Consider the following 22,105-nt stretch of genomic DNA (forward strand, 5'->3'; position numbering starts at 1 on the left):
GCTGGCGGCATTGCGCAAGTCCGCGTAAGGGCGCGGCCAATGGCTGAACTCCAAGGTATCCATGCTCGCCGCGCTGCGCTGCGCCTGCTCGATGCAGTCCTACGCCGCGGTGAAACGCTCGACGTCGCCTTCAACGGCGCGACCAAGGACGTGCGCAAGTTCGAAGACAAGGCTCTAGCCCGCGCGATTGCCGCCGAGGTTCTGCGCTGGATGGTCGATCTCGACGGGCTGATCGACAGCGCCACGAAAAAGCCTCTGCCCGACGATGCCAAGGTGCGAATGGTTTTGCGCATGATGCTCGCTCAATGGCTTCGGCTACAGACGCCGCCGCATGCCGTTGTGGCTACGGGGCTGGATTTGCTGGCCGGCGGTCCAAGGCGGCTTGCGCATGGGGTTTTCTCAACGCTCACCAAACGCGAGGTCGCTTTGCCGCCCGCCCCGACCTTGCCCGCAGAGGTCGCTACCCGGTGGGGCGATCGTGCCGCGTCCATCGCAGCCGGACTTGCCGATCCACCGCCGCTCGATCTGACCTTGCGCGATCCGGCAGAGACGGAGCACTGGCAGGTCCAGCTATCTGCAGACAGCCTGATGCCGGGCCACTTGCGCCTGGCGCGCGGCGACAACATCGAGAAACTGCCAGGCTTTGCCGAAGGTGCCTGGTGGGTACAGGACATAGCCGCGTCTCTCCCGGCAAGGCTGCTTGGAGATGGAGAAGGCCGCCACGTGCTCGACCTGTGTGCTGCACCGGGCGGCAAGACTTTGCAACTGGCGGCGCAGGGCTGGAAGGTGACTGCGCTCGATATTTCCAAGCGCCGCCTCGAACTGCTCAAAACCAATCTGAAACGCACCGGGCTTGCGGCCAGCACCGTTCGCGCGGATGCGCTGACATGGGAGCCGAAACATCAGTTTGATGCGATTCTGCTGGACGCACCCTGTACGGCCACCGGCACCGCGCGGCGCCATCCAGACGTGCTGCATCGTATCGGAGCTCGGCAGATAGCGGAAATGGCAGAACTGCAGGCGGCCCTGCTAGACCGGGCAAAGGGATGGCTTAAGCCGGGTGGCATATTCGTCTATGCAACCTGTTCGCTGGAGCGCGAAGAAGGCGAGGATCAGACGAGCGCCGTCGATCTTGCGCCGCTGCCGATCGGCTTGGAGAATCTCCCGGCTGGTCTCGAACAGACCGCCGAAGGCTGGTTGCGCACCGATCCGGGCATGCTCGGGGAAGCCGGTGGCCTTGACGGATTTTTCATCGCGCGCTGGGGTAAATAGCTCGCCGCGATTTCGATGATGCGGCAAGGCCTAGAAAAAAGCGCCCCGCCCGAGGGCGAGGCGCTAAAGGTAAAAGGGCTGTTACGCCCTCCGGGTCGCACCTCGATTTGCCCACGCGCGGAGAAGAGTCGCAAGCCGAATTAATTTAGGGTTGATTGCGTATCTGTTTGCGCCAAACTGATGAGCGGACCGCATTCCGGTCGAGAGGTTTTCCGTGCCGCCCGCTCACCTGCTTCCCGGTCGTTCAAATTTTCAAGGTTCCCTTGCATCGTGAGGGATGCAGGCAGTTTGGAACCGGGCAATTGCCGCACTTCGGATCCCTGCAAGGTGCTGATTGTCGATGATCACCCGATAGCCCAGGGCGGTTTGCGTTCCGTCTTTGCCACGAGCGATCGCTATCGAATTGTCGGCGTGCTCGACAATGGGGCACCAGTGAGCGCGTTCATTCGCTCGCAGGAAGTCGATCTGGTGGTGCTGGACATGAATATGCCTGGCCTGCGCGGCATAAACGTATTGGCGGAAATTGTCGGTTCCAATGACATGACCGTGATTATCCTGACCGGCGAAACGCAGTTCACGGAGATCGAGTACGCGCTTAAACTGGGCGCTCGAGGTGCCGTCAGTAAAAGCGAGCCTGCGGCGGAAATTCTACGCGCGTGCGATGCTGCTCTCGATGGTGAAGTCTATCTGTCACCAATGATGCAGAGGGGGCTGGCGTCGGTGCAAGCTCCAGAAATCGCTTTGTCTCCGCGCCAGATGGCGATCCTTCATTATCTGGCTCAGGGGGAAACCAATAAAGAGATTTCCTACCGCCTGTCGATCGCGCAGCCGACTGTCTCTTTCCACATTGCCGAACTGCGCCGGAAGCTCGACGTCCCTAGCAACCGCAAGATCGTGGACCGGGCGCAGGAGCTAAAGCTGCTGTGATTCACGCTTCAGCAGGGGATGGTCGGCCATTTCGCAGCAGAGCGGCTTTATCAGGATGACATCTACGGATCGACTGAGCCTTCCTCGTGTTATGGTAGTATCGTCGTAGGTTGCTGCTGCAAGCTTACGCCCATCCACCCGACGTGCGATCAATGTTTGGTCAGCCGGTACTCGGTCCACATCGATAATGTGCCATCCCGGCGCCCGGCCTTCGAGCTCGGCGATCGTGCACGACTGGTTCTGCTCAAAGGCGCCGGGAAGGATGGCACGAATAGTGGTGCCGTCGGGTCCGGACGTCACGATAGTCAGTTCCCCTCCCAATCCTTCGATCAGGCGCCTGGCCGACCGGAACCCGGAACCGGTACCCTGGCGTTTCTCTCCTGCCGTTGTGCGGTTGGCGTGATCGTCGTGCAATTGTTTCAGCACGCTTTCCTCGATGCCTTCGCCGGTGTCCGTTAGCTCAATGATCAGCTTACCGCCGGTCACGCGCATGGATAGCCGGGCGCCGCCGGAACTGGTGTAGGTGTAGGCATTGCTCAAGATGTTCGCGAGAGCACGCATAAGTACCGGTCGGTCGGAGACAATGCTGGGACCCTCTTCGATATCGTCCTGCAGCGTCAGTCCCTTGGCGGCGAACGAACCACGGAACATCATGATCAGCGGTTCAGCCAGATGGCGCAGACTGAAGCAGCTCAAGGTCGCCGCGCCAGAATTTTCGCCGACGATCGCAGCGCCCGACATGGTCGTCGTTGCGATTTCAGCCAGATAGTCTGCCGAGCTGCGCAGCATGTCGGCCAGTTCGCGGTTGTCGGGATCGCCGCTTTCATCGAGCACATGAACCGCACTGTTGAGCGCCAGAATAACCTGCTGACTGTCATGACCAGAGGCGTGTAGCAGAGCGTTCTGACTGTTCACGGTGGCCAGTGCGAAAGCTTTCTCTTCGGCAAGACGCTGCGCATCTTCGCTGATCGCCAGGCGTTCGGCCATCGATCGCGCATAATTGCTATCTGCCTCGCGCTTGTCCGCCTGAAGCTTTTTGAGATGCAGACCGAGAGCAAGCGTGACCATTAGGGATTCGAACAATCCGACGGGGCCTGCCAAATGCCAGTTTATCGGCAGCCAATCGAATACACCCATCGATGCAACGGCGGCGTATACGATGAATAATGCGAGACTTCCCCAGCCGATCAGCAAGGGCCAGAGCTGGCGCCCGATCGTCCGCATACCCGCCACGGCGAGGAAGGGGAGGTAAAGCGCGACGACGACCGCAACCAGCCAGGCGATGGCATGGATGGCATTGCGCAAAGCAGGTTCGTAGATCGCCAGCCCGGCCTGTAAGGCGATCACCAGCAGACTTACTGCAATCACGATTTTCAGGAACAGGTCGCGCCGCGGAAAGAGTTCGGCAGTGCGCATGAAGCTACGGGCGAACTGCGTCATGGCCGCCGCGAATCCGCATTTGATCGCGTCTTCTATTGCCACGCCTAGCATCGGACTGTCCGGCAGGAAGAATATCGTCAGGTACCCTTCCGCATGAACCGTATTCAGCGCGAACAGCGCTTGAGCCAGCGCCAGCCATGCGAACTCGCGATGTCCGGTTATGGAAAAGAAAACGAAATTCAGAAAGATCAGTACCAGAACGCCCAGCACAACGCCTGCCACCATGGCGATGTTCGTGCGGCGATCTGAAAAGAAATCTCCATAGGTCTGGATGACCAGCGGCATGTAGGTCGAGTTTTCCGACCTGAAGTCGATGACGATCGTCCGTTCTTCGTTCGGCTGCAGAAGCAGTTCGCTGCTGAAGGCCTGATAGGTACGTAAATTTTCCGCCGCCGCCGAAGGATCGGTGCCATCGACCAGTAAAGCGAGACGATCCCCGCGGCTTTCGTACATGCGGAAATAGCTGAGCGATCCGCGTCCGGTCGAAACGATCCAGCTGCCAGCCGTCTGGCCAACGTTACGAACCCGGATGGCAAGGGCTATCCGGTCGCCTGGTGCCCCGAAATGAGCCGCGCTACCGGAAATCGGTTGCAGCCGTTCGTTCAGGAAAGCCGTTAGGCTGAGGCCGTCGATCGCGTCCTGGTCACGCGTGTAGCGGATGTGCGCGACCACGTCCGTTGCGCTGACGTCTGGCTTCAGCTCGATTGCTGGTGGCAATTCATCGGCACGTAACGCTTGTGGCCAGAAAGCCAGTACAAATGCCACCAATGCGGTAAGCCACGAGTGCGACGCCATTGTGCGCGCAATCTTCTACGCAATTGTGTCGGTGTCAATTCGCAATCAGTTTGGTTTGCAACATGGGCCGCTTGGTTTACCCGTTATCGCCATGGCGATGGGTATCTGAGCAAATGGCGGCAACCGAACAACTTCGAACGCGGCATGTCAAAAAGCCTTGGGGGCGGAAGCAGCTCTCGGCGCCGTTCGACAAGACGCCCGGAGATACGATTGGGGAAATCTGGTTCGAGCCGCCCGCTGAGGCCGACGAACTGCTGCTGAAGTATATTTTCACCAGCCAGCGGTTATCGGTGCAGGTGCATCCCAATGACGATCAGGCCATGGCAGCAGGTCTGGGCCGAGCGGGCAAGGAGGAATGCTGGTACGTGCTCGATGCCGAGCCCGGGGCGAAGCTCGCTATCGGTTTCAAGCGCTCCGTTTCGCGCGATGAGATGCAGCGCGGCGCGGAGGATGGGTCGATCATGGATTTGCTTGCCTGGCATAACGTCAAACCGGGCGACTTCTTCTACATCCCCGCAAATACCGTACATGCGATCGGGGCCGGCATCAGTATCATCGAGATCCAGCAGAACTCCGACGTGACCTATCGGCTGTACGATTACGGGCGCCCTCGCGAACTTCATCTCGACGATGCCTTGGCAATCGCGGAGCGCGAACCTTACGACATGTCACTGCATTGCCAAGTAGGTGACGTGGGTAATGCGTTGCTCGTTGACGGCCCTTACTTCCGCCTTTGGCGGGTGGATGGGGCGTCGAATGACGGTAAGCCCGCCAGTTCCGGCAAGGCCTTTGTCTTGCCATATCGCGGCACGGCAACGGTCGGGTCTGAACGGGTTGAGCCCGGGCAATGTATGTTTGCACAAGATGCGGGTGAGATAAGTTTTTCGCCGGGCGCTCTCGGTTTCATGGCCCAGCCTTTGTGATCCCGGTTGCACCGCGCGTAGGCGCTGCTGCGGGTAGCCGGTTCGTCAGGGAGCCGATGTCGCCAGTGCCAATTGCGCTAGGCGAATGGCCCCGAGCGGCCCGGCATCTTCGCCCAGCTTCGCGGTGACGAGAAACTCCGGCATCTGAGCTATCCGAGCGCCGTGCGCATATCCAGCGAGGCTCGCGTTCAGCTTCGCCCGAATGACTTCAAGCAGATATGGTCGGTTGATAGCGACACTGCCTCCCAGCATGATACGCTCCGGGACCACTGTCACAGCAAGATTATGGCACAGGGTCGCAACGATTTGTGCCACATCGTCCCATACATCGTCACTGTCTGCGATGTCCGATGCGGGCTGGCCGCAGCGGGCCTCCAATGCGGGTCCGCTAACGAAGCCTTCGACGCAGCGATCGTGAAAGCTGCAGCTTCCAGCCCATCCCGGCCGCGGCGAGGGGACGATCATATGACCGGCCTCGGCATGTCCGAGGCCGATCACCGGTCGGCGATCAATAATGGGGGCCACGCCGACCCCGGTTCCGATCGTGATATAGCACCAGGATCGCAGATCGCGTGCCGCACCCCAGACGCCTTCGGCGAGGGCCGCGCCGTTGACATCCGTATCGATGAGGAATGGAGTGTCCCAGAGTAGCCTGCGTAAATCCGCCCCGGCCCATCCCGGCTTGGGAGTGGCTAGCAACTGGCCATAGTTGGCGGAGGCGGGATCCGTATCGAGTGGGCCGAAGCTGGCAATCCCGATTGCCGCGATGTCATGTTCATGGCGCCAACCGTGAAGAATCGTCTCGATCCGCGAAAGGGTTTCGCTCGGATGCCCCGTCGCCACCCTTTCCCGCGCGAAGATGGCGCCGGATGTATCCGCAAGAACGCATATACATTTGGTACCGCCAAGTTCGACCCCGGCCAGATATGGCCCGCCGGTCTGTCGATGATTTGCCACCGTCGTTCCCGTAAATAATTGACGTGTCGATCTGTGGGGGGAAGTCGCCAGCGGCGCAAGGGTTTCGCCCCGCAGGCCCTGGTCGAGATCGCCAAGTGGGCGGGGCGGGTTCGGACACCGCCCCTCCCGATAATCATCGCACGCGTTTGCTGCGCCGTTTCCCGAAACGACCGACCACGCGTTCGAGCGCCAAAATTGCCAGTAATGACAGGCCGAACAGGGGTAACAGCAAGCCGAGCAGCACCACTACGATGATCAGACCGGGACCATGAGGAACCGATGATCCTGTAGGTGCACCCAGTTTACCCGACGGCTTTCGCTTGAGCCACATGACCACGCCAAGCACCGATAGCCCGATCAAGGCAAATGCGGTCATCAGACCTATGATCTGATTGGCGAGGCCGAATAACTGCCCTTCATGCCAGGCAATTCCATAATTGATCGCACGATCGATCGGATGTTTGTCTGCAAAGTCGGTGCGCGAAACCTCTCGCCCATCAATCGGATCGAAAGTGGCACTTTGGGTCAAGGGACGGTTCTGCGTTTCCGATTTGATCGTCCATACATCACCTGTTGGCGGGCCGAAACGCTGCGGGGCGTGAGGCGGCAGTACCAGCACCGGAAACGCCATTTCTTCTTCACTGGCTTTCGAGACGAAGCTTGAGAGCGGCAGCGGATCCCCCTTGGTGGCCTGTCGTGCTGGCATCGTTGGCGCTGCCATGTCGCCGTGATCGTGCCCGGCATGGGCATGGGCCGCAGGGGCAATCCAGTTGCCTGCCGGTTCATGCCGAACGATCTCTGGCCCCGACCCGATCTTCTAGTCCTGGGGGCCTTCCACCAGCCCCAGTTCAGTGCGTGCCCATTTGAAGACGCTGCCCCATGTGCCTGCCCATGGCAAACCGCTAGCAATCATGACCAGGACCAGCCCTGCAATCCAGAAACCTGTCACGCGGTGCAGGTCCTTCATCAGCGCGCGTCCTTTGAGAGAGAGGCGCGGCCAGAACGTGCCCGCTGCCCTGAACGGGCGCGGCCACCACAGATACAGGCCGCTCAGGATCATTACGATGGTCCAGCTCGCTGCAAGTTCGACCAGCCGATCGCCCCAATCCCCGAGCAGAAGCGAGCCGTGGAATGTCGCGATGACATTCGGGATGCGTTCGGTCGGATCAAGCGTACCCAGAACTTGGCCCTGCGGCGAAACGAAGACGTCCGTCAGCGCCCCGCCGGGTAGACCAAGCTGGATCATGGCGGCATCGCCGGCATGTTCCGGCATGCGGTAATGGTGAAAGCTGCCTTCCGGATAAGCCGTCTGTGCGGCTTCGAGCTGCCGGTTGGCCGACACTGCGCCTTCGAGCGACAGGCCGCGATATTTACGCTCTTCCCACCGGTCGATCTGTGGCTTGAACAGATAGATCGACCCGCTCAGCGACAGGATGAGGATGAAAGGAAGGACGAACAGGCCGGCATAGAAATGCCAGCGCCAGATCGTACGGTAGGTCGCAGTATCGGCCACGGTCTTATCTCCCCCTAGAACCGTGCGCGTACGCCGCCGAAGACGGCGCGGCGTTCCACGGGATAGAAGACGACGGATGCCGGTGTGGCCGTTATGGCCGCACTGATATCGCCGACGGCTTTCTCGTTAAGCAGATTTCGGGCGTCGAGGAAAAGGTCGATCCCAGCGGTCACCGTTGCTCCGGCTGATAGACCGACCAGCGCATAGCCATCGGTTCTCAACGAGTTGGTGTAGTCCACCCATGCACCTTGCGGCACCCACTCCACATTGGGCGCAACATGTACGCTGTCGGTTCCGAGACGCAGTTCCGCACGATAGACATGGCGCGGTACCACCGGCAGCCGATTATCGCCGTATTGTGCATCATCCTTGAAGCGGAAGTCGCTGTACTGGTACACCTGCCGCAGCTTGGCCCATTCCCCCAGATCGATGGAGAGCGCCGCCTCGATGCCCTGGTGGAGGGTTTCGTCGGCGTTGAAAGTCGATGCAGGGATATCGGGGCCGACATTGAATTGCAGCAACTCGCCGCGAATGTCCGCGCGATAGGCGGCCAAATCCCATTCGGCGATCCCCGCACGCCCACGAGTTCCGACTTCAAAGCTCCACGCCCTCTGTGGATCGAGATTCACGAAGCTTGCCACCTGCGCCAGTTCGATGAAGCCGGGAAATTCCACCGAACGGCTGTAATTGGCGAACAGCTGGATGCCGTCGACCGGTTCGTACAGCACGCCAAACTTGGGTGAAAACGCGTTGAAGTCTGCCGAGCCGGTAACATCGGTGGCGCCGCCGGCAAAGCTGTCGAACAGAAGATGTTGTTCGCGCTGGCCATCGGCATAGATACCGCCGGCAATGAGCTGGAGTCGGTCGACTGGACGGAAGCGGAATTCGCCGTAGATGTTGGCGGTCCGCGCTTCCTGCTTGGCTTCGAACGTCTTTGCTCCGCGTTCGCCGTCGATGTTGACGAAGCGTCTTGAATCGACTTCGCCGAAACGCGCCTCCCCGCCGAGCGTCAGTTCGAATGGACCGGCCGCATAATCGAACCGTGCATAGGCTCCGCGATCTACGGATTTCTGGTCCACGACCTGAAAGATCGGGTGGTGGAGCGACTTGGCATTGATAAACACACCGGCATCGAGCTGACCATCGGCGAAACTGAACCGGGTGCGGTTTTGCAGTCGCAGAGAGTCGATGTCACGCGCCTGATCGTTTACGAAATTGCCGGTTTTCGGCGCCGTCAGCGCGGTCGGCAGGTCGAGCGCGCCGGGAAGTTCCTGATCGATCCGGTTGATACTGGCATAGGTGCGGTTCTCTACGCCATCGGCGATCTGCAATCCGACATTGCCGTGAAAGCGCAGGCTTTCGCGATGGGCATGGTCCCGGTCGCCATTGGAATGATCGTAGCTGACAGCGGCCCACATATCGCCAGCGCCGCTCGCTGCGCCGTATGAGGCCAGACCGCGCCAGGTGTTGAAGCTGCCGGCGTCGGCGCGCAGGTACATGCCGCTGGCCGTCATGCCGGTGGGTGTCACACCATTGATCGCTCCTCCAAGCGTGCCCGACCCGAAGCGCAACGCGTTGGCGCCGCGATATACTTCGAGATAGTCGAAGAAGATCGGCTCCAGTTCCTGGAAGTCGCCATTGTCATCTGCGAGATTGATCGGAACGCCATCCTGCAACAGCGTGATGCCGCGCATGTGATAACCGCGCGAAAGACCCGAGCCCCGGATCGAGATGCGAACCTCTTGGCCATAACGTGGCTGGAGATAGACGCCGGGCGAGAAGGCAAGCGCATCGCGCAGGCTGACCAGCGACTTGTCGGCATAGTCTTCATGCGTGACGACATCGGTGCCGCCCGGCGTGGCATCGGCGCGCCGCTTGGCTTCGCTCGACGCATGCTGGCCGGTCACGATGATCGTACGGTCCGACTCGCCAGCGGCATCGCTTTCGGATGTCTCGGCATAAGCGGGCGCGGCCACGGCGAAGGTTGCCGCCCCAAGGACGAAAATAGAATATTTCACGGTAATTCCCCTGCTGCACGGTGCGGCTCGGCGCACGCATTCCCGCGCAATTGATCTGAAAGTTTACGGGTTCAGATCGACGCCGGTGGTCCGCGCAAGGGCGGGCGGAGGTAGGGGATGGGCGCAACGGGTAGGCGGCCAAGCGGCGCCAGACCCAGCAGAATGATCGCTGCCAGCGCAATCGCGAGCAGTACGGGCGGTATGCCGCCGAGCAAGGGCTGGGCGAGGGAGGAAAACGCGCAATGCGTATCCTTTGCGTCCGGTGAATGCCGGCTTTCATCCGCGTCGGTCTTCATGGGAATGGCAATGGTTGCGAGGCTGCGCTCGCCGGTACCGCCATGGCAGATCGAAACCTCGACCAGCTTTTCGGTCGAAGGCGCGATCATGTACCCGGCAGGGATCGCAGCCCGGACGCAGAACGCCAGAACCAGCAGCAGCATCAAGAGATAGCGGTGGTCCTCAACCAGGCCGCGAACGCGTTTCATGGCGGCCCCATATGCAATCGAAGGTCCGTTGTCAGCACCTATCGCGCAGCGCGTGTTCTCAGCCGCCCGTAGCGCTCATATGGCGTGTCAGGGCAGGCTCGGCGCGGTCTATGTCGAAGTCGTGACGGAGCGGTTTGCCGGCCAGCAGACGATCGAGCGCATCGTCCAGCGTGCCGGGCCCTTCTGCGCGCAGTATTTCGCGCAGTTCGACCTTCTGATCGTGGCCGAGGCATCCGTAAACCGTGCCGGTGGCGGCGATCCGGATGCGGTTGCAGCCCGAGCAGAAATTGTCGCTCAGCGGGGTGATGAAACCGATACGGGTGCCGGTTTCGGCAACGTCGAAATAGCGAGCCGGACCGCCGGTGCGGTGGATGGATGGGGAAAGGGTAAACCGCTCTTGCAGCAGCTTACGCACTTCGGTCAGATCGAGATGGGTCGATTTGCGGTCGACGGAGACGTCACCGAGCGGCATGGCTTCGATCATCGCAAGATCGAAGCCGCGTTCGCCGCACCATGCGAGCAGGGCGGGCAGTTCGCCGTCGTTCACGCCGCGCATCGCTACCGTGTTGATGCGCACGGCGAGGCCGGCGCTGCGCGCCGCGTCGATGCCGCGCATGACCTTGTCGAATTCGTCGCGCCGGGTGAGATCTGCAAAGCGCGCCGGATCGAGCGTGTCGAGGCTGACGTTGATCCGGCGGATGCCGGCGGCTGCCAGGTTATCGGCCAGTTCGGGCAGCAGCGTTCCATTGGTCGTCAGTGTGACTTCGTCCAGCCCGTGCTCGCGCAGATTCGTGAGGCGGGAGACGAGATCGACGATGCCCTTGCGGACGAGGGGTTCGCCGCCGGTGAGGCGGATACGCTTAACGCCGCGGCCGACGAGGTGGAGGGCGAGGCGTTCGATTTCGTCGAAAGTGAGCAGATCCCGGCGCGGCATGAACTGCATGTCCTCGGCCATGCAGTAGGTGCAGCGCAGGTTGCAGCGGTCCGTCACCGAGAGGCGGACGTAGTTGATCCGGCGTCCAAATGCATCGTGCATGGCGACGCCCCTACACGGTGCAGGGCCATCCCGAAACGGAAATAGTGGACCCTACACCAGAAATCACATGTCAATCATACGTTTGATTGTCAGGCCGAACGACGCATTCGCCCGAACAGTGCAGGGAACGGCTCCAGCGAGCGAGCCTTGCCCATCGCTTCGGCAACCGTCGGCGGAATGGCGATTTCCGCCGCATGCGCCTGCCCTTCGCTGAGACCGACGGCAATCGTGTAACTACCGGGATCGATGACAAACCGGCCGTTGCGTTCGAACCGGCCGAGCTGGTTGCCGCCCAGTTCGAAAAGCAGCCGACGATTTTCTCCGGGCAGCAGCGATATCTGCTGGAAGTCTGCCAGTTCCGAGGGACCGCGGTCCCGCGATGCAGGACGCTTGAGATAGACCTGCACGGTTTCCTGCCCTTCGCTGTCCCCGGTGTTGTAGAGGACGGTGCTGGCGATGAGGCGATCATGGCTCAGTTCGATGCTGTAATCTTCCAGCTCGAATTGCGAGAAGCCCAGACCGTGTCCGAAGGGAAGGCCGATCCGGCCCTTGTCGATGAGGGCGACGGGCAGGCGTCCGCGCGGGGCGAACGCGCCGGTCAGAACCAGAGCGATGGCGTGGCCCGAGGCGCTGCCCAGCTGGCCCGCATGCAGGACGCAGGGCAGCTTGTGCCCGCCCACATCGGGATCGAGCGGGCGCGAACCGAGCGTGACCAGCACGAGGTTCTTGTTGGCGGCGTGCAGCGCATCGAGCAGGGCCTGTGCCGCTTCGCCGAGACTGTCGGTTTCGCCGAGCGCCATGATGACCGTCTCCGATCGGCGCGCCGCTTCGCTGGCCATGCCGATAGCCATCCGGTCGGCATTGACCAGCTTGCCCGATTGCGAGCGTTCCCCTTCATCGCGAAGGGCAAGGCCCGGGACATATTTATAGCGCAGACCGAGGCCATCGAGGCCGTCGAGAAGGCTTGCCCCGTCCGCCATCGCATCGCCCATGGAAAGGGAGCGCTCAGCGGCCGCCGTACCCACCACGAGGATTTCGTGCGGCCCTGCATCAAGCGGGAGCACCGCCGGTTCATTGCGCAGCAGCACGATCGAATGCAGCGCTGCATCGAGCGCGACGGCGCGCGGGTCGAGCGGGGCGGGAGCCGGCATTGGCGGGCTGCGATCCGCGCGGCCATGCGAGCGGAACAAACCGAGATCGTATTTTGCCCCGAGCACCCGGCGAACCGCGTCGTCGACCTGCAACTGCGTGATGCGACCGGCCCGGAAGGCGGCCATCACTGCATCGACCGAGAGGCCGATGTAGGGGCCGCGCCGATCGTCCTGACCGGCCGCGCGGGCGATGGCGGACCATTCGGAAAGGTCGATCCCTTCATACCCGCCCGGCCCGCCAATGGAGAAGGCGGGATCGTCCGCGCCCGCAATATCGAGCGCGTACTGGGTTGCCGTGTCGAGCGCCACGCTGGCAGGGGTCGAGATGCCCAGAATGCCTGCAACGAGGCGGAATTTGTCGATTAGGGCGTCGGGCATGCGGCGATCGGTCCAGGACGGATCGTCCACCCGCAGGCAAGCCAGCGAGCCGCCGCTTTCATCATCGTCGTTTTCCAGCCCGCGCACGGTGGCCGCAGCAAGAGTGCGCGCCAGGAATTCCGATGCGCCCCAGGTGGCGGCGCCATTGCGGTCGGCCGACAGATGGCTGAGCACGACATCGGGGCCAAGCAGCCAGTTCTTGCCCGTTTCACGCGCTTCGTCGGCGACGACCGCGGCTGCGCGTTCGACGATGTCGGGCGACCAGCTGGCTGCCAGAGCAAAGGGGCTGGGCATGACGACGGCGCCCCCGCGGCTCACCTCGTCTGCAAAGAGCAGCGGAATGCCGAGCCGGGTTTCTTCGACCGCAATGCGCCGGAAGGTGGCACTTTCGACCTGCGAAGCGCTGCCGATCAGCCCGCCGAGATGACCACGCTTCAACTGATCGCGGATGTGCCGGATGTCCTGCGGATCATCGGAAGTGGGCAGCGGGCGCAGCACCAACTGACCGGTCTTTTCCTCCATCGACATGATGTCGAGCAGGTCTTCGACGAAGCGTTCGCGCTTTGCGCCATGGTCGGTTGGGCGGAGTGCCATAGCCAACCGGTTTCGGCTCTAATGGTAAATATCAGGTTTGGATTTGAGATTTCGTCGCTCGCCCGGCTCATTTCGGCGACTGGCCATGGAAGCGATTTACAGATATAAAAATATCTTTATATCCATTTCATCATGCGGACCGAGACCATCTTCAGGGCCCTTGCCGATCCCACGCGCCTGCGGATCATGCGCCTGCTGGGTTCGATGGAGCTTGCCGTAGGAGAGGTGGCCCAGGTGCTGGGGCAAAGCCAGCCGCGCGTTTCGCGCCATATCGGGATATTGTGCGACGCCGGTCTGGCAGAGCGGCGCCGCGAAGGCAGCTGGGTATTTCTGCGCGCCTGCGCCAATACGAACGATGCCCCGCCGCTGAGCACGGCAATTGCCGACCTGCTGGTGAAAGCTGAAGCCAGCGATTCGCAGTTCGCCGAGGAATGCGAACTGGACCGGCGGCGGCTTGCGGAAATTCGCGAGCACCGCGAAAACGAGGCGCAGGCCTATTTTTCCGATCACGCCCATGACTGGGACGAATTGCGCCGGATGCATTCATCGGACGAAGCGGTCGAAAAAGCGCTGACCCTTGCGCTGGGCGATATGCCGATGGGGCGCCTGCTGGATATCGGGACGGGTACGGGCCGCATGGCGGAACTGTTTGCGGAACGGGCAGAGCGGATCGTAGCGCTCGACAAGAGTCTGGCCATGCTGCGGGTGGCGCGGGCCAAGCTGCATCATTTCCCGACCGAGCGCGTGGAACTTGTTCAGGGCGATTTCGGATCGCTTCCCTTCCCGGCTGCCAGTTTCGACACGGTGCTGTTCCATCAGGTGCTGCATTTTGCGCAGGCGCCCGGCGCCGTCCTGATGGAAGCCGCGCGCGTCACCCGACCCGAAGGCCGCATCGCGATCGTCGACTTCGCCGCACACCAGCGCGAGGAACTGCGCGACAGGCATGCCCATGCGCGCCTCGGCTTCGAAGACGGGCAGATGCGCACCCTGCTGCATGAAGCGGATTTCGAACCGGCCGATCCGATTGCCCTGGAAGACGGCGAACTCGTGGTGAAAATCTGGATTGCGCAGCGGCGCACCCAAAGCAGGAAGGCAGCAGTGTGAGCCCGACCCTTGACCAGATGCGCGAGGCACAGCGCGCATTGGAAGCCCCGCTTTTTTCCGGCCTGCCCGGCGATATCGAGGTGAGCTTCGAATTCTTCCCGCCAAAGAGCGACAAGATGGGCGAGACACTGTGGCAGAGCGTGGAAACGCTTGCGCCGCTGGGCCCGCGTTTTGCCAGCGTTACCTATGGCGCAGGCGGATCAACGCGCGAACGCACGCACCAACAGGTGGTGCGGATCCAGAACGAGGCCGGCATTCCGGCCGCCGCGCATCTGACCTGTGTCGAGGCGACGCGCGAGCAGGTTGACGACGTCGCCCGTCATTACTGGGAAGAAGGCATCCGACACATCGTGGCCCTGCGCGGCGATCCGCCCGACGGACAATCGCGTTATTCGGCGCACCCCGGCGGTTATGCCAATGCCGCCGAACTGATCGCGGGCCTGAAGAAAGTGGCCGATTTCGAAATTTCGGTCGCGGCCTATCCCGAAGTCCACCCGGATTCGTCCGACCGGAAAGCCGATCTCGACAATCTGAAGGCGAAATTCGATGCCGGCGCGACGCGGGCCATCACGCAGTTCTTTTTCGAGCCGGAATGTTTCTTCGATTTCCGCGACCAGGCGGCGGCGGCCGGCATCAAGGGCGAGATCGTGCCGGGCATCATGCCGGTGATGAGCTTTGCCGCCGTGCAGCGCATGTCGGGTCTGTGCGGCACCGCCATCCCGCACTGGATGGAAGGCCTGTTCGAAGGCCTCGACGAACGACCGGAGGCGCGCCAGCTGGTGAGCGCCACGATCGCTGCCGAGATGTGCCGCCGCCTCTATGCAGGCGGGGTGCGCCAGTTCCATTTCTACACCTTGAACCGCGCCGAGCTGAGCTATGCGATCTGCCACATGCTCGGCCTGCGTCCGAAGGCCTGACCATGACCAAACGCGAAGAATTCGAAGCCGCTGCCAAGCAGTTCATCCTGATCAAGGACGGGCCATACGGTACGGCGATCCAGCGCGCGAAACTGGCGCCGGAGGACTATGCAGGCGATACCGGGCTGGCGGACGACCAGAAGGGCAATAACGATCTGGTCAACCTGACCCAGCCGCAGGTGATCCGCACGATCTGCGACAGTTATATCGATGCCGGCGCGCATATCCTGGCGACCAATACCTTCAACGCCAACCGCATCAGCCAGGCCGATTACGGGGCCGAGGGACTGGTGCGCGACATCAATATATCGGCAGCGCGGATCATCCGCGAAGCGATCGATGCGCGTAACGATGGCGTGCCGCGCTTCGTTGCCGGGGCGGTGGGGCCGACCAACAAGACGCTGTCGCTGTCGCCCGACGTGGAAGACCCGGGCTTCCGCGAGGTGACTTTCGACGAGATCGTGGATGTCTACCGCGAACAATGCGCCGCACTGGTCGAGGGCGGAGCCGATTTCATCCTGATCGAAACCGTGTTCGACACGCTGAACTGCAAGGCTGCGATCATGGCGGTGAAGCAGCTCGAGCGGGAACTGAACCGCGACATTCCGCTGATGATATCGCTGACGCTGACCGATCTTTCGGGCCGAAATCTGTCGGGCCATACGGTAGAGGCGTTCTGGTACACGGTGAGCCATGCCAAGCCGCTGACCATCGGCCTCAATTGCAGTTTCGGCGCCGAACAGCTTCGCCCGCATGTACAATTGCTGTCGGACATCGCCGACAGCTGGCTGATGGCCTATCCCAATGCGGGCCTGCCCAACGATCTGGGCGAATATGACGAGATGCCCGAAACGACGGCGGCGCTGACCCGCGTCTGGGCCGAAAACGGGCGCATCAATGCGCTGGGCGGCTGCTGCGGATCGACGCCTGCGCATATCGCGGCCATGGCCAAAGCGGTCGAAGGGCTGGCCCCGCGCAAGCGCCCGAGCCGCAATCCCGAAATGCATCTGGCCGGGCTCGAGCCGTTCACGATCGCGGCATGACCGGGTTCGACGCCAGCAAAGTGGTCATCCGGGAGGCCGGGGCAGCGGACGCGGGCCGCCTGTCGCTGGTGGCCGATGCCACGTTTCTGGAAACCTTTGCCGGCATGATCAGCGGCGAGGCGCTGGTCGCGCATTGCGAACGGGCACATGCGCCGGATTATCTGCACCAGCTGCTGGCGGCAGGGGCAAAGGCCTGGCTGGCCGAACTGGACGCGGCGCCGATCGGTTATGCGCTAGTCAACCGGCCCGAACTGGACGCGGCGGAGCCCGGCGACATCGAATTGAAGAAAATCTACATGCTGTCGCGTTTCCACGGCAGCGGCATCGCCGGGCGGCTGTTCGAGGCCGCGCTGACCGGGACTGCGGGCCACGACCGCCTGCTGCTGGGCGTGAAGCAGGACAACGAGCGGGCCATCGGTTTCTACAGGAAGCAGGGCTTCGAACAGATCGCCACGCGTCGTTTCGACGTGGGCGGAACCTTTTATGACGATGTCGTGCTGGCGCGCGCACTCGACCGGACTTTGAGATCATGAGCAACAAATCCACCGCCCGGTTCGTCAACATCGGCGAACGCACCAATGTGACCGGATCCGCCCGGTTCAAGAAACTGATCATGGCGGACGATTACGAAACCGCCGTCGAAGTCGCGCGCGAGCAGGTGGAAAACGGTGCGCAGGTGATCGACGTCAACATGGACGAAGGTCTGCTGGACGCCGAAAAGGCGATGACGACCTTCCTCAAGCTGATCGCCGCAGAACCCGACATCGCACGGGTCCCGGTGATGATCGACAGTTCCAAATGGAGCGTGATCGAGGCCGGACTGAAATGCGTATCGGGCAAGCCGATCGTCAATTCCATCAGCATGAAGGAAGGCGAGGACGCGTTTCTGGACCATGCGCGCAAATGCATGGATTACGGGGCGGCGGTCGTCGTCATGGCGTTCGACGAGACGGGCCAGGCCGATACGAAGGAGCGCAAGGTCGACATCTGCGCGCGGGCTTACGACCTGCTGACGGACATCGGCTATCCGCCCGAGGACATCATCTTCGATCCCAACATTTTCGCCGTGGCGACCGGGATCGAGGAGCATGACCGTTATGGCCTCGACTTCCTCGAGGCGGTGGCGGAGATCAAGGCGCGCTGCCCCCATGCGAAGACGAGCGGGGGCCTCTCCAACCTGAGTTTCAGCTTCCGCGGCAACGAGACCGTGCGCCGCGCGATGCATTCGGTGTTCCTCTATCATGCGATCCCCGCCGGGCTCGACATGGCGATCGTCAACGCCGGGCAGCTGGATGTCTATGACCAGATCGACCCGGTGCTGCGCGAGGCTTGCGAAGACGTGATCCTGATGCGTCGTTCCGATGCGACGGAGCGGCTGATCGATCTGGCCGAAAGCTACAAGGGCAAGAGCGCGGCCGACGAAAAGGCGGCCGAGGAATGGCGCGGCTGGGAAGTGGGCCGCAGGCTGGAACATGCGCTGGTCAAGGGGATCGACGCGCATGTCGTCGCCGATACCGAAGAAGCGCGCCAGCAGTTCGCGCGGCCCATCGAGGTGATCGAAGGCCCGCTGATGGACGGCATGAACGTCGTCGGCGACCTGTTCGGCAGCGGCAAGATGTTCCTGCCGCAAGTGGTCAAATCGGCCCGCGTCATGAAGAAGGCGGTGGCGCATCTCATCCCCTTCATCGAGGCGGAAAAGGAAGCGGGCGCCCGCGCGAAGGGCAAGATCATCATGGCCACGGTCAAGGGCGACGTGCACGACATCGGCAAGAACATCGTCGGCGTGGTCCTGCAGTGCAACGGATATGAAGTGATCGACCTCGGCGTGATGGTGCCGTGGGCCAAGATCCTCGAAGCCGCGAACGAAAACGATGCGGACATGATCGGCCTGTCGGGCCTGATCACTCCTTCGCTCGACGAGATGGTGACGGTCGCGGAAGAGATGAAGGCGGCCAACATGACCATGCCGCTGCTGATCGGCGGGGCGACCACCAGCAAGGTGCACACCGCGCTGCGGATCGACCCGGCCTATCCCGGGCCGGTCATCCATGTGCTCGACGCCAGCCGCGCGGTGGGCGTGGCGAGCCGGCTGCTGTCGGATACACAGTGCGAGGAATTCGTGTCGACCACCGCGGCGGACTATGCCCATGTGCGCGATGCGCGGGCGGGCAAGGGGCAGAGCGAATTGCTCAGCCTGGAAGATGCGCGGGCGAATTTCTACGATGCCTATCTGTCGGACAAGGCCGCGCCGCCGCTGCAACCGGGCACGCATGTGTTCGGGGAATGGGACCTTGCCGAACTGCGCGACTATTTCGACTGGACGCCCTTCTTCCGCGCCTGGGAACTGCACGGGACCTATCCCAAGATCCTCGACGATGAAGTGGTCGGCGAAAGCGCGCGCAGCCTGAAGGCGGATGCCGATGCCATGCTGGAGCGGATCATTGCGGAAAAATGGCTCACCGCCCGCGGCGTCGCCGGCTTCTGGCCCTGCGCACGCGATGGCGACGATGTCACCATTCACGATCCCGATGGCGAAACGCACACGGTGCTGCCGTTCCTGCGCCAGCAGGTGAAGAAGAGCCGGGACAGGGCGAGCATGTGCCTGGCCGATTTCATCGATCCGGCGGGCGACTGGATGGGCGGTTTTGCGGTCGGTATCCACGGGATCGAGGAGCATTCGAAGCGCTTCCTTGCGGACAAGGACGATTATTCCGACATTCTGCTCAAAGCGCTGGCCGACCGGTTTGCCGAGGCGTTTGCTGAGAGGCTGCACCAGCATGTCCGTTCGGAACTGTGGGGGTATGCGCCGCAGGAGCAGTTGACCAACGAAGCGCTGATCAAGGAAAAATACCGCGGCATCCGCCCGGCGCCCGGCTATCCCGCCTGTCCCGACCACAGCCTCAAGCCGATGCTGTTCGACCTGCTCGATGCCGAAGCCAATACCGGGATCACGCTGACCGAGAATTTCGCCATGTATCCCACCGCGGCCGTGAGCGGGTTCTATTTTGCCCATCCCGAGGCGCAGTATTTCGGCGTAGCCCGCATCGGGCGCGATCAACTGGAAGACTATGCGCAGCGGCGCGGCGTCGATATGGCGACTGCCGAGCGATGGCTGCGACCCAATCTGGACTGACCGCGCTCCCCAGGGGGAGGCTGGTGCTGATCGGCGGGAGCATATTGCTCGCCGTCTGGCTGCTCCTGCTGTTGCTCGTTCCCTACGATGCCGACCTGCTGCGCAGGCTGTGGTTCCTGCCCGGTATCGGAGTGATCGGGGCGATCATCGCGAACACGTCGGGGACCGGCGGGGGCGTGGTCTTCGTGCCGGTCTTCAATGCGCTCCGCGAATGGTCGGTCATGGACCTGCAACCGCTGCAGGTCGTCGGCGTATCGATGGCGATCCAGAGCTTCGGCATGACAATGGGCGCTTTGCGCTGGACCGACCGGCTCTATCACCAGCCAGAACCCGCGCCGCTTCACGCAGGGGTCGCCCCGCGCGATTTCTTTACGGTCGCACTGGCGGTTCTTGCCCTGTCGCTTCCCGCGATGCTGCTGACGCAAAGGCTGACGGCATTCGATCAGCATGCGGTGCTGATGGGTTACAAGGCGTTTTCGATCCTGCTCGGCCTGGCGCTGATCGCCTCCACATGGACGGTCAATCTCGCCCGGCCGGAACGCGGGACGCTGCAGCGCGGCGATCTCATGGTGCTCATCCTGCTGGCCATTCCCGGCGGCATCCTGACGGCGCTGTTTTCGGTGGGGGTGGGAGAGCTGGTCGCGCTCTATCTCTTTATCCGCCATTATCCCGTGCTGCTGTGCACCGGTGCCGCGTGCCTCATTTCGTCTGTCAGCGTGATCGCGGGCTCGGTCTGGCATATCGGCGCCGGCACGATCCAGTGGGAGGTCGTCCTGCTGGCGGGGCCGGCCGCTGCGGTCGGCGGGTTTTTCGCCCGCCCGATCGCCCTGTGGCTAGGTGCGCGCCGGCTCAAGACGCTGGACGGGGCATGGATCGTCGCATCGGCGGCATATTTGCTGTGGCTGAACCGTATTTGATGCAGCTGGGCGATTGACCGTCACCGCCGAATATCGCAGTGCAGCAGGCGTCGGCTGCAGAGGCGATTCTGCGGCAGGCGCGTACGGGAGAGTTCGGGTGGCGGCGTCCATCCGGCGCCGAAGGAGCAACCGCCCCGGAAACTCTCAGGCTAAACGGACCGTGCGCACCATCGACACTCTGGAAAGCGTCTCCGCTCCGGCGGGGGCCACCGAAGGGGTAAGCGCACCCATTAGTGCGTCAGTCTCTCAGGTTTCCCGACAGAGGGGGCATGGGTTTTCTTAGCGCACCTTTGCGGGGCGCACCCATGCTTTGCGAAGGACGGGACTTGAGCGACGATACTGACGATACCATTGCCGAAACCGAAACGCTGCCGCTGGATGCATGGCATCGCCGCAAGGGCGCGCGCATGGTGCCGTTCGCCGGCTATTACATGCCGATCCAGTTCGACGGGATCGTGTCCGAACACAACTGGACCCGCAGCCAGGCAGGCCTGTTCGACGTGAGCCACATGGGCCAGATCATGGTCACCGGAGAAAAGGCGGCCGAAGAGCTGGAAAAGCTCCTCCCCGGAGCGATTGCATCGCTGAAGCCGGGCAAGGTGCGCTATTCGCTGCTGCTAGACGAAGATGGCGGCATACTCGACGATCTGATGGTCACCAATGCCACGCCCTGGATCGAAGGTGACGCGGATGCAGGCGAGGAAGGTCACTGGGGCGAGCCTGCCTATTATCTCGTCGTCAACGGTGCGACCAAGTGGGAAGACATCGGCCACCTGCGCGAGTTCATCGACGACGATGTCACGCTCACCCACATGGACGAGCATGCGCTTATCGCGCTGCAGGGCCCAAGTGCCGCAACCGCGCTGAACCGCGTCATGCGCAATGTCATCGACGACATGGTCTTCATGGAAAGCGTGACGCACGAGTTCGGCGAATGGCCGCTGCGCATCACGCGTTCCGGCTATACCGGCGAGGACGGGTTCGAGATATCTGTCCCGGCAGAATTCGCTGAAAGCTTGGCCGATCGCCTGTGCGCGGAAATCGAAGTGCGGCCCATCGGCCTTGGCGCACGCGACAGCCTGCGGCTCGAAGCCGGCCTTCCGCTTTATGGCCACGACATTACGACCGATACCGACCCGGTGTCTGCCGACCTCGGTTTCGCGCTGACCAAGAAACGCCGCGAGCAAGGCGGCTGGATGGGGCACGAAAAGGTCATGCAGGTGCTGGAAAACGGCCCTGCACAAAAGCGTGTCGGCCTTGCCATCGACGGGCGCATGCCAGCCCGTGAAGGCGCGCCGATTTATTCGGGCGAAACACAAGTCGGCCGGATCACTTCGGGCGGTTTTTCGCCCACGCTAGAGCGGCCCATCGCCATGGGATACGTCGACACCGCGCTCGCCTCCGAGGGAACCGAACTCGAAGTCGAGGTTCGTAACAAGAGATTGCCAGCGAAGGTCACCAAGCTGCCCTTCGTCCCACACCGCTATCACAGAGGAAACTGA

16 protein-coding genes, 1 pseudogene and 1 riboswitch are annotated in these 22,105 nt (G+C 62.2%); of the genes and pseudogenes, 10 read left to right on the forward strand and 7 right to left on the reverse strand.

The features are described 5' to 3' along the window. The first annotated feature begins 39 nt into the window (after positions 1 to 39). Positions 40 to 1,272: an RsmB/NOP family class I SAM-dependent RNA methyltransferase gene (locus AC13F2_RS09795; protein WP_482964339.1), complete on the forward strand. Its 1,233-nt coding sequence runs from the start codon at positions 40 to 42 to the stop codon at positions 1,270 to 1,272. A 327-nt stretch (positions 1,273 to 1,599) separates the two neighbouring features. Further along, positions 1,600 to 2,199, forward strand: coding sequence for a response regulator (locus AC13F2_RS09800; RefSeq protein WP_196846879.1), 600 nt, complete (start codon positions 1,600 to 1,602; stop codon positions 2,197 to 2,199). On the opposite strand, the gene AC13F2_RS09805 is transcribed toward AC13F2_RS09800, so the two are convergent. After that, positions 2,185 to 4,434 carry a sensor histidine kinase gene (locus tag AC13F2_RS09805; protein WP_482964340.1) on the reverse strand — a complete coding sequence of 750 codons (2,250 nt, stop codon included), beginning with the start codon at positions 4,432 to 4,434 and terminating at the stop codon, positions 2,185 to 2,187. The two genes, AC13F2_RS09800 and AC13F2_RS09805, sit on opposite strands and share 15 nt — an antisense overlap. 113 nt (positions 4,435 to 4,547) lie before the next feature. Here AC13F2_RS09805 and AC13F2_RS09810 point away from each other — a divergent pair, with 113 nt between their 5' ends. Next, on the forward strand, positions 4,548 to 5,357 hold the full coding sequence (locus tag AC13F2_RS09810; RefSeq protein WP_482964341.1) for a class I mannose-6-phosphate isomerase: 810 nt from the start codon (positions 4,548 to 4,550) through the stop codon (positions 5,355 to 5,357). Between the two features lie 45 nt (positions 5,358 to 5,402). Here AC13F2_RS09810 and AC13F2_RS09815 read toward each other — a convergent pair whose 3' ends face one another. From AC13F2_RS09815 to AC13F2_RS09840, 6 genes and pseudogenes are all read right to left on the reverse strand, one after another. After that, a complete protein-coding gene (locus tag AC13F2_RS09815; protein ID WP_482964342.1) occupies positions 5,403 to 6,314 on the reverse strand; it encodes an ROK family protein in 912 nt (303 codons plus the stop codon). A gap of 133 nt (positions 6,315 to 6,447) precedes the next feature. Then, positions 6,448 to 7,827, reverse strand: a pseudogene (locus AC13F2_RS09820) (PepSY-associated TM helix domain-containing protein). 14 nt (positions 7,828 to 7,841) lie between these two features. Continuing rightward, positions 7,842 to 9,845, reverse strand: coding sequence for a TonB-dependent receptor family protein (locus AC13F2_RS09825; RefSeq protein ID WP_482964343.1), 2,004 nt, complete (start codon positions 9,843 to 9,845; stop codon positions 7,842 to 7,844). Between the two features lie 71 nt (positions 9,846 to 9,916). Next, entirely contained in the window at positions 9,917 to 10,330 is a 414-nt protein-coding gene (locus AC13F2_RS09830; RefSeq protein WP_103022365.1) for a DUF2946 family protein, read from the reverse strand. Positions 10,331 to 10,388: 58 nt separating this feature from the next. Next, positions 10,389 to 11,366 carry a GTP 3',8-cyclase MoaA gene (moaA, locus tag AC13F2_RS09835; protein WP_482964344.1) on the reverse strand — a complete coding sequence of 326 codons (978 nt, stop codon included), beginning with the start codon at positions 11,364 to 11,366 and terminating at the stop codon, positions 10,389 to 10,391. A gap of 89 nt (positions 11,367 to 11,455) precedes the next feature. Next, a complete protein-coding gene (locus AC13F2_RS09840) occupies positions 11,456 to 13,489 on the reverse strand; it encodes a glycoside hydrolase family 3 C-terminal domain-containing protein (protein ID WP_482964345.1) in 2,034 nt (677 codons plus the stop codon). A gap of 132 nt (positions 13,490 to 13,621) precedes the next feature. Between AC13F2_RS09840 and AC13F2_RS09845 the strand changes: the two genes are divergently transcribed. The 7 genes from AC13F2_RS09845 (at position 13,622) to gcvT (ending at position 22,105) form a co-directional block, all read left to right on the forward strand. Further along, on the forward strand, positions 13,622 to 14,593 hold the full coding sequence (locus tag AC13F2_RS09845; protein ID WP_103022368.1) for an ArsR/SmtB family transcription factor: 972 nt from the start codon (positions 13,622 to 13,624) through the stop codon (positions 14,591 to 14,593). A gap of 17 nt (positions 14,594 to 14,610) precedes the next feature. Continuing rightward, positions 14,611 to 15,510: a methylenetetrahydrofolate reductase [NAD(P)H] gene (gene metF / locus AC13F2_RS09850; RefSeq protein ID WP_173829945.1), complete on the forward strand. Its 900-nt coding sequence runs from the start codon at positions 14,611 to 14,613 to the stop codon at positions 15,508 to 15,510. 2 nt (positions 15,511 to 15,512) lie between these two features. Then, positions 15,513 to 16,553, forward strand: a complete 1,041-nt coding sequence (locus AC13F2_RS09855) for a homocysteine S-methyltransferase family protein (RefSeq protein ID WP_103022369.1) — start codon at positions 15,513 to 15,515, stop codon at positions 16,551 to 16,553. Next, on the forward strand, positions 16,550 to 17,086 hold the full coding sequence (locus tag AC13F2_RS09860; RefSeq protein ID WP_482964346.1) for a GNAT family N-acetyltransferase: 537 nt from the start codon (positions 16,550 to 16,552) through the stop codon (positions 17,084 to 17,086). The genes AC13F2_RS09855 and AC13F2_RS09860 overlap by 4 nt, the downstream gene beginning before the upstream one ends. Next, the gene (gene metH, locus AC13F2_RS09865) at positions 17,083 to 19,686 is read left to right on the forward strand and encodes a methionine synthase (RefSeq protein ID WP_482964347.1); all 2,604 of its coding nucleotides are present in this window, start codon (positions 17,083 to 17,085) and stop codon (positions 19,684 to 19,686) included. The genes AC13F2_RS09860 and metH overlap by 4 nt, the downstream gene beginning before the upstream one ends. Beyond that, positions 19,662 to 20,603 (forward strand): sulfite exporter TauE/SafE family protein, encoded by a 942-nt coding sequence (locus AC13F2_RS09870; RefSeq protein ID WP_482964348.1) that lies wholly within the window; start codon positions 19,662 to 19,664, stop codon positions 20,601 to 20,603. The genes metH and AC13F2_RS09870 overlap by 25 nt, the downstream gene beginning before the upstream one ends. 74 nt (positions 20,604 to 20,677) lie before the next feature. Then, positions 20,678 to 20,774, forward strand: a riboswitch (glycine riboswitch). Positions 20,775 to 20,908: 134 nt separating this feature from the next. After that, positions 20,909 to 22,105, forward strand: coding sequence for a glycine cleavage system aminomethyltransferase GcvT (gene gcvT, locus AC13F2_RS09875; RefSeq protein ID WP_482964367.1), 1,197 nt, complete (start codon positions 20,909 to 20,911; stop codon positions 22,103 to 22,105).

Source organism: Qipengyuania sp. L-5Y, from assembly GCF_056859455.1.